Annotated in this window: 12 protein-coding genes; 7 read left to right on the forward strand and 5 right to left on the reverse strand. The window is 33.0% G+C overall.

Going from position 1 to position 15,245, the window contains the following annotated elements; all coding sequences use genetic code 11:
- The first annotated feature begins 1 nt into the window (after nt 1).
- The 7 genes from ACVCZW_RS07450 (at nt 2) to ACVCZW_RS07480 (ending at nt 8,043) form a co-directional block, all read left to right on the forward strand.
- The gene (locus tag ACVCZW_RS07450) at nt 2-898 is read left to right on the forward strand and encodes an aldose epimerase family protein (RefSeq protein WP_452228474.1); all 897 of its coding nucleotides are present in this window, start codon (nt 2-4) and stop codon (nt 896-898) included.
- A 26-nt stretch (nt 899-924) separates the two neighbouring features.
- Entirely contained in the window at nt 925-2,070 is a 1,146-nt protein-coding gene (galK, locus tag ACVCZW_RS07455; RefSeq protein WP_452228475.1) for a galactokinase, read from the forward strand.
- 16 nt (nt 2,071-2,086) lie between these two features.
- Entirely contained in the window at nt 2,087-3,109 is a 1,023-nt protein-coding gene (locus ACVCZW_RS07460) for a UDP-glucose--hexose-1-phosphate uridylyltransferase (RefSeq protein WP_452228476.1), read from the forward strand.
- A 50-nt stretch (nt 3,110-3,159) separates the two neighbouring features.
- Nucleotides 3,160-4,545, forward strand: coding sequence for a DUF1800 domain-containing protein (locus ACVCZW_RS07465; protein WP_452228477.1), 1,386 nt, complete (start codon nt 3,160-3,162; stop codon nt 4,543-4,545).
- 10 nt (nt 4,546-4,555) lie between these two features.
- On the forward strand, nt 4,556-5,746 hold the full coding sequence (locus ACVCZW_RS07470; protein WP_452228478.1) for a DUF1501 domain-containing protein: 1,191 nt from the start codon (nt 4,556-4,558) through the stop codon (nt 5,744-5,746).
- A gap of 383 nt (nt 5,747-6,129) precedes the next feature.
- Nucleotides 6,130-6,915 carry a T9SS type A sorting domain-containing protein gene (locus ACVCZW_RS07475; protein WP_452228479.1) on the forward strand — a complete coding sequence of 262 codons (786 nt, stop codon included), beginning with the start codon at nt 6,130-6,132 and terminating at the stop codon, nt 6,913-6,915.
- An 84-nt stretch (nt 6,916-6,999) separates the two neighbouring features.
- Nucleotides 7,000-8,043 carry a T9SS type A sorting domain-containing protein gene (locus ACVCZW_RS07480; RefSeq protein ID WP_452228480.1) on the forward strand — a complete coding sequence of 348 codons (1,044 nt, stop codon included), beginning with the start codon at nt 7,000-7,002 and terminating at the stop codon, nt 8,041-8,043.
- 325 nt (nt 8,044-8,368) lie between these two features.
- On the opposite strand, the gene ACVCZW_RS07485 is transcribed toward ACVCZW_RS07480, so the two are convergent.
- From ACVCZW_RS07485 to ACVCZW_RS07505, 5 genes are all read right to left on the reverse strand, one after another.
- The gene (locus ACVCZW_RS07485) at nt 8,369-9,823 is read right to left on the reverse strand and encodes an NAD-dependent succinate-semialdehyde dehydrogenase (RefSeq protein WP_452228481.1); all 1,455 of its coding nucleotides are present in this window, start codon (nt 9,821-9,823) and stop codon (nt 8,369-8,371) included.
- A 14-nt stretch (nt 9,824-9,837) separates the two neighbouring features.
- Nucleotides 9,838-10,995 carry a mandelate racemase/muconate lactonizing enzyme family protein gene (locus ACVCZW_RS07490; protein ID WP_452228482.1) on the reverse strand — a complete coding sequence of 386 codons (1,158 nt, stop codon included), beginning with the start codon at nt 10,993-10,995 and terminating at the stop codon, nt 9,838-9,840.
- A gap of 97 nt (nt 10,996-11,092) precedes the next feature.
- On the reverse strand, nt 11,093-11,737 hold the full coding sequence (locus ACVCZW_RS07495; protein WP_452228483.1) for a hypothetical protein: 645 nt from the start codon (nt 11,735-11,737) through the stop codon (nt 11,093-11,095).
- Between the two features lie 17 nt (nt 11,738-11,754).
- Nucleotides 11,755-13,467, reverse strand: coding sequence for a hypothetical protein (locus tag ACVCZW_RS07500; protein ID WP_452228484.1), 1,713 nt, complete (start codon nt 13,465-13,467; stop codon nt 11,755-11,757).
- Between the two features lie 7 nt (nt 13,468-13,474).
- The gene (locus tag ACVCZW_RS07505; RefSeq protein WP_452228485.1) at nt 13,475-15,235 is read right to left on the reverse strand and encodes a RagB/SusD family nutrient uptake outer membrane protein; all 1,761 of its coding nucleotides are present in this window, start codon (nt 15,233-15,235) and stop codon (nt 13,475-13,477) included.
- Nucleotides 15,236-15,245 lie beyond the last annotated feature (10 nt).

The raw sequence follows: 15,245 nt of genomic DNA on the forward strand, positions 1-15,245 counted from the left end.
TATGTTTCAAATAAAAACACATGCTAAAAAGGACTTAAACTATGTGGAATTATATAGTCCGGAAGGAAATTCAGTAGCAAGAATTTGTTTAGATGAAGGAGGAAGACTAGACCTATTGACTTTAAATAAAGCACCTTTAATTACCCTAAACAATGCGTTTCCATATAAAGAATCGTATGCTTCTTCCATTTTATTTCCTTTTGCAAATAGAGTAAAGGATGGTATATATTCTTTTGAAAATAAGACATATAATCTAGGCTGTAATGAGGAAGATAGAAATAATGCATTACATGGATTAGTATATGATAAAACGTTTAAAGTGATTAAAAAGGAAGCATCCTTAAATTTCGCAAAATTAGAATTACAGTATAAAGCTATAGGCAAAAATGCAGGGTTTCCTTTTGCATATAATATCCATGTTATTTATAAAATGTCGCAAAACGGTCTTCGCTTAAAATTGAAGGTAAAAAATACAGATACTACCTCTTTCCCTTTTACTTTGGGGTGGCATCCTTATTTTTTGTCGGATGACTTATATAATAGTTCTGTCGCTTTTGATAGTAAAATGCAAATGGAAAGTGATGTTAGAATGATAACTAAAGGTACTTCCGCATTTAGCGCACCTATGCCATTTCAAATAAAAAAGAATGCACTGGATACTGCATATCACTTAGATGAAAATAGGGTAATATTCAGGACACCTAAGTATAAATTGAGCATGACATCTTCGGCCAAAAACAATTACTTGCAACTTTATACGCCAAATATTTTAAACCTTATTGCAATAGAACCTACAACAGGTGTTTCAAATAGTTTAAATAATAAAATAGGATTACAAATACTAGAACCAGGACAGACCTATAAAGTATCATATGTACTGGATCTTGAAAATAATTAAAAGCATCTAGTCTAAAACGAAATAAAATGAGCAAAAAGCTAATTAAAGAAGTGAAAAAAAGTTTTGAAGAGCATTTTAAAACGAAGCCATTAATGGTGTTTGCACCAGGAAGAATAAATCTTATTGGAGAGCATACAGACTATAACGATGGTTTTGTTTTTCCTGCAGCAATTAATAAAGGTATTGTACTAGCAATTCAAAAAAATAAAAGAGATACAAGTACGGTATTTGCTATAAACAAAAATGACTTTTACGAATTTAAACTTAAAGATCTTCAGCCGATAGAAAATGGTGGTTGGCGTAATTATATTTTGGGAGTCGTTGGCGAGATTTTAGACTTAGGGCATGCATTAGAAAATTTTGACATTGCATTTGCAGGTAATGTTCCTGGTGGAGCTGGTTTGTCGTCTTCTGCAGCTTTAGAAAACAGTGTGGTTTATGCTTTAAATAAATTATTTAAGCTAAAGCTAACCAAAAAGCAAATGATACTTATTTCACAAAAAGCAGAGCATAAATATGCAGGTGTTAAATGTGGTATTATGGATCAATATGCGAGTATGTTTGGTATTAAAAAAAGTGCTTTGCTTTTAGATTGTAAAACGGTTACTGCAACACCATATAAGATAGATTTTAAGGATTATACACTGATGCTTATCAACACCAATGTAAAGCATGATCTATCTGAAAGTGCTTATAATGATAGAAGGTCTGTTTGCGAAGCTATATCTAAAAAACTAAATGTTAACGCTTTAAGAGAGGTAAGCATTGAAGATTTAAATGGAATTAAAGAGGATATCACAGAAGAAGACTACCAAAAAGCACTGTATGTTATTGAAGAAAATTTACGTGTTCATGCGTTTGCAAAATATATTGATACCGGTGATTTAGAGATGTTAGGTGCTTTACTTAATCAATCGCATAACGGATTAAGTACACAGTACAAAGTAAGTTGTGAAGAGTTAGATTTTTTAGCCACGCTTGCAAAAGAAAATCAAAATGTGTTAGGAGCCAGAATGATGGGAGGCGGTTTTGGTGGTTGTACCATAAATTTGGTATTGAAAAGTGAATTTAAAAATTTTAAAAAAGAAGCTTCAGATAAATTTCAGAAAAGGTTTGGGAGAACTTGTAATGTATACAAAGTAAAACTTTCCAAAGGAACAAATGTTATATAATAAAAATCAGAATACAATGAATTCTAATTTACAAGAGTACTCACACAAACGATTTAATATTTTAACAGGAGAATGGGTTTTAGTTTCTCCACATAGAGCAAAACGACCTTGGCAAGGTCAAAATGAAGCTGTTCAAGAAGAACATAGACCAGCACATGATCCTTCTTGTTACTTATGCGCCGGGAATACTCGTATTAATGGAGAACAAAATCCAGAGTATAAAGACGTGTTTGTTTTTACTAATGATTTTGCAGCATTACAAACAACTTCGCCTACATTTTCTGTAAATGAAGGGTTGTTTAAGGCAGAAAGCGAACAAGGAATTTGTAAAGTTATTTGTTTTAGTCCAGACCACTCTAAGAGTTTAGCAGATATCGAAGTTGCTGACATTAATAAAGTGGTAACTACTTGGCAAAAGGAATACTTAGAGTTAGGAGCGCATGCCATGATTAATTACGTACAAATATTTGAAAACAAGGGAGCAGTTATGGGTTGTAGTAATCCGCATCCTCACGGACAAATATGGAGTCAGTCTACCTTACCAAATGAAGTAGAGAAGAAAGACAAAAATCAGGAAGCGTATTTCGCAAAGCATAAATCTAGTTTGTTAGGCGATTATTTGAAACAAGAATTGGAAGCTGATGAACGTATTATTTATCAAAATGAAAATTTTGTAGTACTAACCCCATTTTGGGCAGTTTGGCCTTTTGAAACCATGATTGTTCCTAAAAAACAACATGCTAATATTGCGGAAATTTCAGCAGAAGAAAGTTTAGATTTTTCGGAAGCTATTTCGAAAATAACAAAAGCTTACGATGCGTTATTTGAATGCTCATTTCCGTATTCTAGTGGTATTCATCAATCACCAACTAATGGAGAAGCGAATAAACATTGGCATTGGCACATGAGTTTTTACCCACCATTATTGCGAAGTGCAACGGTTAAAAAATTTATGGTAGGTTATGAAATGTTTGGTTCTCCGCAACGCGATATCACAGCAGAACAAGCAGTACATAGGTTAAAAGCATTAGTAGTTTAAACCTTTTACGGTTCAACACGTCTTAGTATATGTAATTAAAGCGCTTTAATATGAAAAGGAAACAGATACAGCATTTATATTTTAGGGCAGGTTTTGGGTTAAATAATACCGAACTTTCTAAGGCGTCCTTAAAATCTAAAGCAGAAGTTGTTTCTGATTTATTTTTAAAGTCCGAAAATTTTGAGCCTATTACGATGGACTTATCCGAGTTTGACGACTATATAAATATGTCTAATGAGGAAAGAAAAAACAACGAAGAACTATATAGAGCACTCATTAAAAAAAGCAGACTAAAAGTAAGAGCACTAAATAGTGTTTGGTTGCATAAATTAAGAGATACAGATGCGGTTTTAAATGAAAAATTAACCTTGTTTTGGGCTAACGTTTTTGTTTGTAAAGACAATCATATCATTCATGTCTTAAAATATAACAATACTTTAAGAACATACGCATTGGGAGATTTTAAAGCATTTGTAAAAGCAATTGCAAGAGAAGCTTCCATGAGTAAATATCTAAATAATAGGCAAAATGTAAAATTAAAGCCTAATGAGAATTTTGCACGAGAACTGATGGAGCTTTTTACATTAGGTCTTGGTGAGTATACAGAACAAGATATAAAGGAAGCTGCACGTGCATTTACAGGATGGAGGTTCGAACAAAATGGAGATTTCACCTTGAATGCGAAGTTTCATGATTATGGGGAGAAAACGTTTCTTGGTCAAACAGGTACTTTTGATGGTGACGATATCATCGATATTATTTTACAACAAAAAGCGTGCGCGCGTTTTATTTGCACAAAAATATATGCCTATTTTATTAATCCTAAAATAGATTCGGCTAGGCTAGAGGAGTTAACAGAAGTGTTTTTTAAAGATTATAATACCAAAACGCTAATGCATTACATATTTTCATCCGATTGGTTTTATGAGGAAGAAAATATTGGGGTTAAAATAAAATCGCCCATGGAGTTGTTTGTGGGGATTCAAAAAATTGTTCCTTTAAAATTCAAAAAACAGAACCAATTACTTTTCGTTCAAAAATTAATGGGACAAGTGTTACTAAATCCACCAAATGTAGCAGGTTGGAAGCAAGATAGAAATTGGATAGATAGTAATACCTTAATGTTTAGATTAAAATTAGCATCTGTTTTATTAAATGGACATGTTATAAATATAGATGAAAAAGGGGAGTTTGAAGATGCTTTTGAAGAGTACTATGCTAAAGAGAAAAATAAGGATAGATACTTAAAATTAGAATCCTCTTGGGATAACTTTAATCGGAATTATAAAAATTTAGAAGCAGACATATTACAAGAATTATTAATTATTTCTCCAATAGATAAAGACACACAAGTAATGCTCTCTAATCTGTTTAAAAAGGAAGTAAAGGAGTATTTAATACAGTTAATGTCTTTACCAGAATATCAATTATGCTAAACCGTTTCAGATGAAAAGAAGAGATTTTATAAAGCAAAGTAGTTTAGCAAGTAGTTTATTGTTTGTTCCAAGTTTTGTAAAAGCTTTTGAAAACAAAACGGCGCATACATTGTCTCAAAAAAAACTGGTAATTATTCAATTGTCTGGAGGAAACGATGGCTTAAATACAATCATTCCTTATAGAAATGATATTTATTACAAAAGCAGACCTAAGTTGGCGGTTTCTGCTTCAGATGTAATGAAATCTTCTAACGATTTAGGTTTTCATTCTTCCTTAAAAGGGTTGAAAAATTTATATGATAAAGGCTATCTATCGGTAATCAATAATGTAGGTTATCCAAATCCGGTACGTTCGCATTTTAGATCTTCTGATATTTGGCATACCGCCAGTGGAAGAGAGGACGTAATAAATACGGGATGGTTGGGTCGATATATAGAGCATCATGGAAAAATGCCTTATTCCGGAATAGAAATAGACGATAGTTTGTCGTTAATTTTAAAAGGAGAAAGCATGAATGGTATCGCAACAAAAAACCCTGAAATATTATTTAAAAATATGGATACGCCATATTTTAATAAAATATTAGATTACCAAACCAGTGCACATTTAAGTGAGCATAATCTAGGGTATTTGTACAAGACAATGATAGAAGCAAAGTCGAGTGCCAAATATATTTTTGAAACTACTAAAACCTATTCTAGTGCAATAGAATATCCAAACAATCCCTTTGCAAAACAGTTAAAAACGACTGCACAATTTATTAATTCGGGTATAGATAGCCAAGTATTTTATGTGTCTATGGGCGGATTTGATACGCATGCCAATCAATTAAATAGACAAAGTAAACTATTGAAAACGTATGATGATTCGATTACTACTTTTATAAAAGACTTAGAAAAGAAGGATACCTTTAAAGACACGCTGGTGTTAACTTTTTCAGAATTTGGAAGACGTGTACAACAAAATGCAGCGGGAGGAACCGATCATGGTGCAGCCAATAATGTATTTGTTTTAGGAAAACATTTAAATAAACCAGGATTTTATAATGAAGCTCCTAATTTATTAAATTTAGATGCTAATCAAGACATCCAGTATTCTGTTGACTTTAGAGAAATATATGCTACTATTTTAGAAAATTGGCTAGATGTAAATCAAAAGCCTATTCTTAATAAACCGTTTACCGCTCTAGACTTTATTTAATTTTATTTTTCAGCCTTTGCCATCTCTTTATGGCAACAGTTCTAAACCCCATATGGTCAGATCCAGAATCTTGACTAACACCCATTTTCTATTTGATACGGATTTCCAGGGCTAAATGCTTTTTTTGGTCCTTTTCGGTTTTCTATAAGATTGGAAGTATCTAATTCATTATAGTAATTATTATTCTATAAAGCATCAAATTTATTTTATCCAGGTTGTAGTAAAAATGTAACACCTTATTATAAGGTATACTAAGTTGGGTTTTTCATTTACAGATAATTAAGTGTTAGTCTATGGTAATATTAAGGAACGATACATCTCCTATAAATATTAATTTTACTTGTGAATAAAACACATAAAACCAATAACTTAAATTTTTTATTATGAAAAAAAATTACATTCTTTTCTTAGCTTTTTTATCCTTAACATTTTTCATGAATGCACAATCAGATATTGAATATACTTTTGATGCTAATTCATTTGAAGGATGGACACAAGGAGGAAGTGGTGGTGCTTTTGCTTCTACTTTTACAAATAATCCAAATGGAGAATTAGAAATTAATTGGACAGCAGATGCATCTACAAAAAACATTGTTATGTATGGTGATGCCGCAGTTCAAACATTAAATGCAGACGATTATAAATTTATGCAATTAAGAATTAGTAACACATCTAGTCAAATTAACGTATTAAGAATTAGAGGTAGAGTTGCAGGCTTGAATGGTTTTCCTACTTTTATTGATGTTCCAGTTACTACAAATGCAGCAGGTGAGTTTTCTACATACAATTTTGAGATTACCAGTAATGCATATGCAGGAACATTAGATAGATTACAGGTTGTATTTAGAAAAAACGATGGTAGTGTAATTACAGATTCTGGTACTATTGAAGTAGATAATATTTTGGTTTCTGCATCGAATACATTATCCGTAAACCAGTTAGAAGCTTTTGCTTTTACTATGTATCCTAATCCAGTAAAAAATAAATTAAATATTACTTCTAAGGAAGCAATTACAAAATTAGAGGTAATTGATTTATTAGGAAGATCTGTATTAACCGTTAATGAGGTTAGTGATTCTGTAGATATATCCTCTTTAACTAATGCGATGTATCTTATTAGAGTAACATCGGAGAATGGTATTTCTACTAAAAAGTTTATAAAAGAATAGTGCAATTACCTTTAAAAGGTTGGTTAAAGAATACAATCAGCAACAACCCATATTTAAATTAATTATCCATTAAAACAATTTATTATGAAAAAAAATAACACTTTACTTATAGTTGTTCTTGCTTTTTTTGCTTTGAGCTTAAATGCACAAACAACCATTATTGATGATGATTATACAGATGCTTCTTATGATGCTGCAGCTGCTCAATCCAATTTAGAGGATCATCCAGATTGGTCCGCTGGACATAATGTCCCTAACGGACCTCCAAATACAAAAACATGGAGTGCTAATGGTGCTGATCAAATAAAAACACAAACTAATTTTGCTTATGCTATCAATCAAACACCTATTACGGGAGTAGCGGGAGATGTAATCACTATTACAGTTGTAGCGCAATTGGGTAATAACCCTCAAATCTTTAATGCTACTGACGCAAACAAGCAATTATATGTTACAGGTTTATCTCCTGTTGCAACAATTCCTGCAGGTCAGGTAGGTAATATTCTTGGACAAAATCGTGATGGCGTGTTGGTAAGATCTGACGGGCCAGGTGCTAGAGTTTTTTTGAGTGATGGTGGACCATCAGGTTTTGGTACACAACCAGAAATTAGTACAGCAGATAAATCTGCTTACCAAATTATAATAGAATATACGCTTGGAGCTGATTCGGGTTCATCCACTAAAACTGCTAGAATAAGAAATCTAGGTTCTAATGAAACATCTCCAATTGGATCTGCTAATAATGGAATTAGACCTGATGTTTATACAGCATTGACTGGTTCTGGAGCTTATTTCTTTAATTGGGGTCTTGGATTTGTTGTTGCGGGAGAGATTAATATTATTTATAATAATAGAATCCTAGTTACGAAGAACATACCATTACTTTCGACTGAAAACTTTAGTGCTTTTCAGTTTGAAATGTTTCCAAATCCGGTACATGATGTGTTAAACATTAAAACGCAAGAAACTCTTGAAAAAGTAGAAGTACTTGACTTATTGGGAAGAACGGTATTAACGGTTAATAAAATTGGTTCATCTATAGATGTTTCTTCTTTAAAAGCTGCCATGTATGTAGTTAGATTAACATCAAATAAAGGTGTGTCTACTAAAAAGTTTATTAAGAATTAAGTATAGAATTAGTCTTTATAAAAAACTCCTTTTACATGTTGTAAAAGGAGTTTTTTTATGTTTAAAAATCGCGTTAATTGTTTGTTTGAAATTATTTATTTGAGATTACAGATAGTATAAATGTGGAGGTAAGGTATGTATATAATATTCGGTTTTGTTATTGGAGGTGAAGGTTCGTTTAAAAATATTAGGCACATCCATTATTAAAATTTGTTGGATTACACTGCTCATATTTTTTTAAAGAATTTCTATTAGGAAACGGTATACAAATAAAAATGCCTTTTACATCTTGTAAAAGGCATTTTAAATTCAATGTATAGGGCATTTAAATCGCTGTAGAAACACGTTTTTTAACTAGGTAATCATCTAGTGCTAAATGGGAACAATCGTGACCAATACCGCTGTTTTTAATTCCTCCATGAGGTAAGTAAATAGCGTATTTGACACCATTTATTTGTATTTCACCAAATTCTAAGTCTTCGGTAAAGCGTTCAATTCTTTTATGGTTGTTGGTAAAGATGTAAGAAGCTAAACCATATTCGGTATCATTTGCTAATTTTAGAACTTCATCATCTGTATCAAAAGACATTAAGCCAGCAACAGGACCAAAAGTTTCTTTGTTAAACAAGGTCATATCATGGTTCGCTTCAGAAATAATGGTTGGTTTTATCCAGTTTCCATTTTCTGGTAAGCCTTCAGGTATTTTATTACCATAGACTACTTTTCCTCCTTTACTTACTGCATCTTCAATAATATCGAACATACGATCTCTATCTTTCCTAGTAGCAACAGGTCCCATAAAAACGTCCGGATTTTCTTTTGTTCCAAATCCTATTTTTAATGCTGAAACTTTTTCTACATACGCTTTTAAAAACTTGTCATAGATATTTTTATGTACATAGATTCTATTCGCAGCAACACAGATTTGTCCCGTATTACCAAATTTTAAACCTACGGCTAAATTTAAAGCAGTATCAAAATCCGCATCTTCAAAAACGATGAAAGGTGCGTTTCCACCTAATTCCATTCCAAGTTTTTTAATAGAAGTCGTACTATCTGCAATAACTCTTTTTCCTGTTGCTGTGGAACCAATCATGGTTAATACAGAAGGAATGGTGCTAGTAGTTAACACGGTAGCAACTTCACTCACAGAGCCGGATAGAATGTTTACTACACCAGCTGGAAAATTAATAGCATGTAAAATCTCACCTACCATATATGTAGATAATGGCGATATTGCTGAAGGTTTTATAATAATAGAGCATCCGGAAGCTAAAGCAGGTCCTAATTTAAAACCAACGTTTAGTAATGGGAAATTCCAAGCAAGATATGCAACTGCAACACCTGCCGGTTTAGAAATCATTTTATGCGTATGCGTATTTTCGTAATCTGGTATTTGTTCCTCTCTGAGGTTTTTCATAGCATTAGGATACCATTCTAAACCATTTACTAATGCTTCAATATCTTCATAGGCTCCTGCATAGGTTTTACCCATTTCGTGAACCATAGCATTTCTTAGTTCATGCTCTTTTTCTTTTACAGCATCACTAAGTTTTTGCATCCATTGCGTTCTTTCGGCTAATGAAAGTTTAGACCAGTATTTAAATCCTTTTTGGGCAGCTACCAAAGCAGCTTCTGTATCTGCTTTACTAGCTTCGGCAATTTGTGCAATGACTTCTCCTGTTGCAGGACAAATAACATCTGTTTTTTTACCATCTAAGGCATCGACTAATTTACCGTCTATATATAGTTTTTTATAACCAAAATTATGGGTTTTCATAGGTGTTTTTATTCTTAAAAGGTTGTTTGCTTTGCTTTGTGTTCTTTGTCGATATATTCCATTAATACTTTCTCATCCACTTCCAGACCAAGACCAGGTCCAGTAGGTACTTCAATCATACCATCTTTCATTTTTATTTTAGGAAAGGTGAGACGTTCTCTTAAACCGTTTTCAGTTTGATCGTATTCTATTAAAAAATCTGGCGCTTTCATTCTACCAGGCATACATTCTAAATTGGAAATAAAATGTAATGCAACATGAATACCAATAGAGGTTCCCCAAGTATGAGGGACAACTTCAACGCCGTAAGTGCTTGCTAAAGCAGCAATACGTTTTGCTTCGGTTAAACCACCACTAGAACAAATATCTGGCTGTATAATATCTACAGATTTATTTTTTAGTAGTTGTTGAAAACCGAATCTTAAATATTCACATTCTCCACCAGCAATTGGAATGGACGTACTATTTCTTAACTCGTTATATTGTTCGTAATATTCGGGGGAAACAGGTTCTTCAAACCAACTAATATCAAACTGCTCTACTTTTTGGCATAGGGCTTTGGCTTCTTTTAAAGTATAGGCATGGTTAGAGTCTATCATTAATTGCATATCATCGCCCATTAAACCACGTATTTTCTTTATATTCTCAAAGTCTTCTTGTACACCTAATCCAACTTTCATTTTTATAGCTTTAAAACCTTGTGATTTGTATAAAGCAACTTCTTTTTCAAAATCTCTGGACGGGTTATCTGGATCTGTAAAATACAAACCTGTAGCGTATGGTTTGATTTTTTTTCTGTGTGCACCTCCAAGAAGTGTAGATATTGGTAGGTTAAGAATTTTACCTTTTAAATCCCAAAGCGCAATATCAATAGCGCTAATAGATGCTACTAATACTCCTCTTCTTGCATAATCTAGAGTTTTACGGTACATGGTACTCCATATTACTTCATTCTCTAATGGGTTTTGACCTATTACAAGTGGTTTTAAAAATTGTATTCCAGCTTCTAAAATAGCTGCTGGTCCATAGCCTTCTCCCCAACCAACTTGACCATTGGATGCCGTTACTTTAACAATACAAATACAACGTTCTGAGTATTCCCATTGTGAAAAGAAGAACGTTTTAGATAATTTATCTTTAAGAACAAAGGTTTCAATTTTTTCAATAATCATAATTTCAATTTAGTATAGTTAGTACTAATGGCATTTTATAAAAGCAACAAACAATTAACGCTATAATTAGGCCATTTTAATAATCTTTAAGCGTAACTTAATTATATACTTGTTCGTCTTCCATTAGTAATCTATACGCAACAGTTGAAGTTCTTGTTCTTACTCTAGTAGTTGTTCCAGACCCATCTATAGATGTTTCAATTGTAATTACTGCATCACTGGTAACATCCGGATTTTCATCGGTATCTGTAATTGTTTCTGTTCCTGCAACATCCGAATCGATAGTATTACTTCTAGTAGTTGTTACTGTGGTTATATCTATGGTTAAACCAAGAGTTGGTTCGGTAACACTTCTATCGTAATTAATAGTATAGTTATAATCATTGGTAACATCTTGCGTATCCGAAAAACTGGAATCGGAAGCAGCATAAGTTATATCATAATTTAAATCTGTAGAGTTATTAACTAAATTAATAGGGTCATACGCAACTGCATTTCCAAAGGATGTATAGTGGATTACTAAAGGTTTGTCTTTGTAGATATTAATTGCAAAAGGTTTAAAAGATTTATTTAATCCTTCTTGGTTAAAATTTGGGTTATCTGCAAGATTAGCTGCTATGTCTGTAAGACTAATTACAGGTACCAATTGTATATTGGATTCTTTAAAATTGTTTTCTTCATCACAGCTTGTAAAAGAAAATATAATAGTTAAAATGCTGATATATTTTATAATAGTTTTCATGTTCTTGGTATTTAAAATTATGGTCTTGGTTCTAATTCTACAAGTGATAAATCATCAAAATATAGTAATTGTGGTCCAGTAATTCCTGCATTATCTTCAGCTACAACTCTTAATGTAGTTCTATAACTTGCAGGTAAAGCAGTATCAAAGGTTATTGTTTGCGATACTTCTACCCATTCATTATTATTGATGGTTGATATATCAAATGTTGAAATATGTGTTACAGGATTTCCAAATTCCATTCGGAACGCATTTAAATTAGAATTTTCTTTAAAGACTTTATAAGAAACTCTGTAGGTTCCAGCAGCAATACCGCCTGGTTGCGAAAAACTAAATCCAAAAAGATTGATTAACGGAATGTTTTCTCCTGCAGGTAATTGATAACGCATACTAGCATCACCATCAAAAGAATTAGTTGTAACACGTTCCCATACCCAATCACCAAATTGACCATTACCTTGTCCGCCAGGGATGAAAAATTGAGCGGAAGCGTTAGCGTTATTAACGCCACCACCTGCGGTTTCAAAACTAGCCCAGCTAGATGTACCTCCTGGTAGAACGGAATCTCCAAAAAACATTTGTACGTTTTCAGGTCCAAAAGATTGAAGTACTCTTGTGTCTGTAGATGTTATGCCATCTGTTGCATTATTATAGGAAACAGTTATGGTGTCTGAATTATAGATTTGTTGTGCTAATGATAATTCTATAAAAGTAGCATTTGCACTACTTACTGCTACAGATTGCACAGGTATTATTTGATTAAATATACCAGCTTCTGCATTTGTAACGCTTACTGTAAAGTTGTCTTCTTGCCCTGAAAAGTTCACGGTCTCACCGTTTACTTGAAATGAGATTTTTTGACCTTCGTCTTCTTTTAATTGTCCACTAAACACGAAAGGTTGTGAAGAAGGTATTACATTAACTTTTAAAGGAATTAACTTGATTTCTGTAGCTTGTGGATCGGGTGCTTGTCTAAAAGATCTCATTTCACCTGTAAATGTTCCTAGTTGAAAAAAACGAACAACTGCGGTTACTCCTCCAACTTGATTAGGTGTACCTTCTGCAAATCTCCAAGATCTACCGTTTGGTCTACCTTCTGTTGTTAAGTCTGTAAAGGTTAGAGAAGAACCAGCTTCAACATCTACTGTTGGCCATGAATTTATATCATCCAATGTTGGCATATCTGCTTCGGTAACATTTAATATATCGACACCATCTTGCGATACTTTAAATGCGGGTTTAAGTTTTGCAAATACATCAAAAGTAAATGTAGTATCAATAACCCAAAGGTTTCCTTCTTGTACTGCATTCAATTCCCCTTCACTCGAATAATAAGTTACAGGTTCATTAAATTTATTATAAAGCCTTACGGTATTAAGCCCACTATTTCTAAAAAATACGTGTGCTTTTTTAGATGTTTTTACTAAACCAGCTTGGTTATCAATAAATGGAACTAAATCGTCGCTACCTGGTTCAAAATCTGCTTTAAGATAATGATTGCCTTCTTGAATTTGCCATTCGTGACTTGCAGTTCCTTGCGATAAATCGAAAAAAGAGATATGCGTGTCAATATTTATGCTAAAAGGGTTTTGAGCATCTTGATCCACTCCAATTGCCCAAGCTGTATCTGATAGCGTATCTGGTGCACTGTAATCTTGGTATTCGTCTTCATCACAATTCCAAAATAGAACCAAACTTAATGCTAATAATGTTATTCTTATTGTTTTCATAATGCTTTTAATTAATGTTTGGATTAGAATTTATTTCTGAAAAAGGAATCGGATAATCTCCATGTACTGCTTCAGAATAATTTAAAACAGAGGCGTCAAATTCATAATCCACAGTGGCATAAGGAACAGAAGGGATTTCTGCTTTTAAAGAAGGTTTGTTTCCTCTTGTAATAGTTTGTCCTTCTGAATTAATAAATTGAAAATCTACACCATAATAGGTGGCATTAGATAACTCTTGTAAGCGATCTTCAAAACTATAATTGTCAGATCTTTTCCAACGTTTAAAATCAAGATGACGAATGCAGTGTCCTTCGATAGACATTTCTAAAGGTTTTTCAATTCTCATGAGGCGTTGCATTAATGAGTTTGCCGTATAAGCTTCGCCGTCATAGGTTCCAGATAATGGTCCAGACGTACCTATTAACAACAGACCCCATCTTTTTCTAACTTGGTTTATTAAATCCATAGCATCTTGTACAGCTCCTGTTTTAATTTTACACTCTGCTTGCATTAATAATACATCTGCAAGTCTATTTAAGGTTACATTTTTACTAGAGTAGGGAGCACCTCCAGGAACATCACCTTCTCTAGCAAGTATATCATGATTTGTGTATTTTTTCCACCAAGCAAATCCCCAAGCCGTAGCATTAAAACGAGTATATTCACTTACCGTTCCATCTAAATAATAGGTGGTTTGGTTATCTTCTACAATAGCTATCATTGCTGAGGCACGAAGCGGAACGTTTCTTAATGTAGTTCCTGTATTAGGATCTTCATAGTAATTTCTTGTGTCTGAAGGATCCATTGGTTCTGATTTGTAATCATAAGCAATCCAAGCAGGACCAACTGCACCTCTTGTATTCGATGTTTGTTGATTTAACCAGTTGGTTCCAGATTCTCCAGTCCATGGCGGTAAATCTAATCTAACATTATCATTACTAAAATTAATTTCTAGAATTGATTCTTGATTAAATTCTCCTGCTGTAGTAAATAATTTATCCATATCATATTCTAATGAATAACCATGGTTGTTTATTACATCTTGAAAGTAAGGCATAGCTCTGGTGTAATCTAACTCATATAAATAGCTAGTTCCTAAAATGGTTGCAGCAGCACCAGAGGTAACTCTACTTGCATCATTATCTGGATATTCCCCTTTCATATAAAGGTTATCGTATGCAAATTGTAAATCTTCTCTTATAAAAGTTATAACATCTTGGGCAGAAGATAATGGTTTCGCAAAATCGTCTTGCGTTACAGGTACTGCGTCACGAATAACTATACTTCCTTTATTAAAAGTGGTATATAAGTAAAAATGAAATAGGCCTCGTAAAAAACGTGCTTGTGCCATTTGAGAGTTCCATTCCTCTTCATCTCCACCATTATTTTCTAGGTTATTTAAAGCCTCAATTACTTGATTCGCTCTAAATGCCCCTTGGTAGTTTATAGTCCATTTATCTGTAATTTCATTTGTACTACCCGTGTAGGTGTGCAAGTAGAAATCCTCCGTATTTTGAGGAGCAGGTCTACCATATCCTGGATATCCCATATCGGATCTTAGTATTTCTGCTATTTTATTTATAACAGCTGGGTGATGCAGCGTTTGGTATGTTGCATTTAATCCTTGGTTTGTTTGATTTAAATCTTTCCAAAAATCATTTTCCCCAATTTCATTTGGGTTGCTTACTTCAAAATAATCATCGGAACAAGAACTAATAGTCAGTACTACAACTATTAACATAATTAATTTTCGCATGGTATGTTTCATAATTATTATT

This window comes from Lacinutrix sp. MEBiC02595, assembly GCF_053601555.1.

Excerpts from the sequence above, each read along its gene's own strand:
- ACVCZW_RS07450 (WP_452228474.1), top strand. The coding sequence starts at position 2 with ATGTTTCAAATAAAAACACATGCTAAAAAGGACTTAAACTATGTGGAA.
- galK (WP_452228475.1), top strand. The coding sequence starts at position 925 with ATGAGCAAAAAGCTAATTAAAGAAGTGAAAAAAAGTTTTGAAGAGCAT.
- ACVCZW_RS07460 (WP_452228476.1), top strand. The coding sequence starts at position 2,087 with ATGAATTCTAATTTACAAGAGTACTCACACAAACGATTTAATATTTTA.
- ACVCZW_RS07465 (WP_452228477.1), top strand. The coding sequence starts at position 3,160 with ATGAAAAGGAAACAGATACAGCATTTATATTTTAGGGCAGGTTTTGGG.
- ACVCZW_RS07470 (WP_452228478.1), top strand. The coding sequence starts at position 4,556 with ATGAAAAGAAGAGATTTTATAAAGCAAAGTAGTTTAGCAAGTAGTTTA.
- ACVCZW_RS07475 (WP_452228479.1), top strand. The coding sequence starts at position 6,130 with ATGAAAAAAAATTACATTCTTTTCTTAGCTTTTTTATCCTTAACATTT.
- ACVCZW_RS07480 (WP_452228480.1), top strand. The coding sequence starts at position 7,000 with ATGAAAAAAAATAACACTTTACTTATAGTTGTTCTTGCTTTTTTTGCT.
- ACVCZW_RS07485 (WP_452228481.1), bottom strand. The coding sequence starts at position 9,823 with ATGAAAACCCATAATTTTGGTTATAAAAAACTATATATAGACGGTAAA.
- ACVCZW_RS07490 (WP_452228482.1), bottom strand. The coding sequence starts at position 10,995 with ATGATTATTGAAAAAATTGAAACCTTTGTTCTTAAAGATAAATTATCT.
- ACVCZW_RS07495 (WP_452228483.1), bottom strand. The coding sequence starts at position 11,737 with ATGAAAACTATTATAAAATATATCAGCATTTTAACTATTATATTTTCT.
- ACVCZW_RS07500 (WP_452228484.1), bottom strand. The coding sequence starts at position 13,467 with ATGAAAACAATAAGAATAACATTATTAGCATTAAGTTTGGTTCTATTT.
- ACVCZW_RS07505 (WP_452228485.1), bottom strand. The coding sequence starts at position 15,235 with ATGAAACATACCATGCGAAAATTAATTATGTTAATAGTTGTAGTACTG.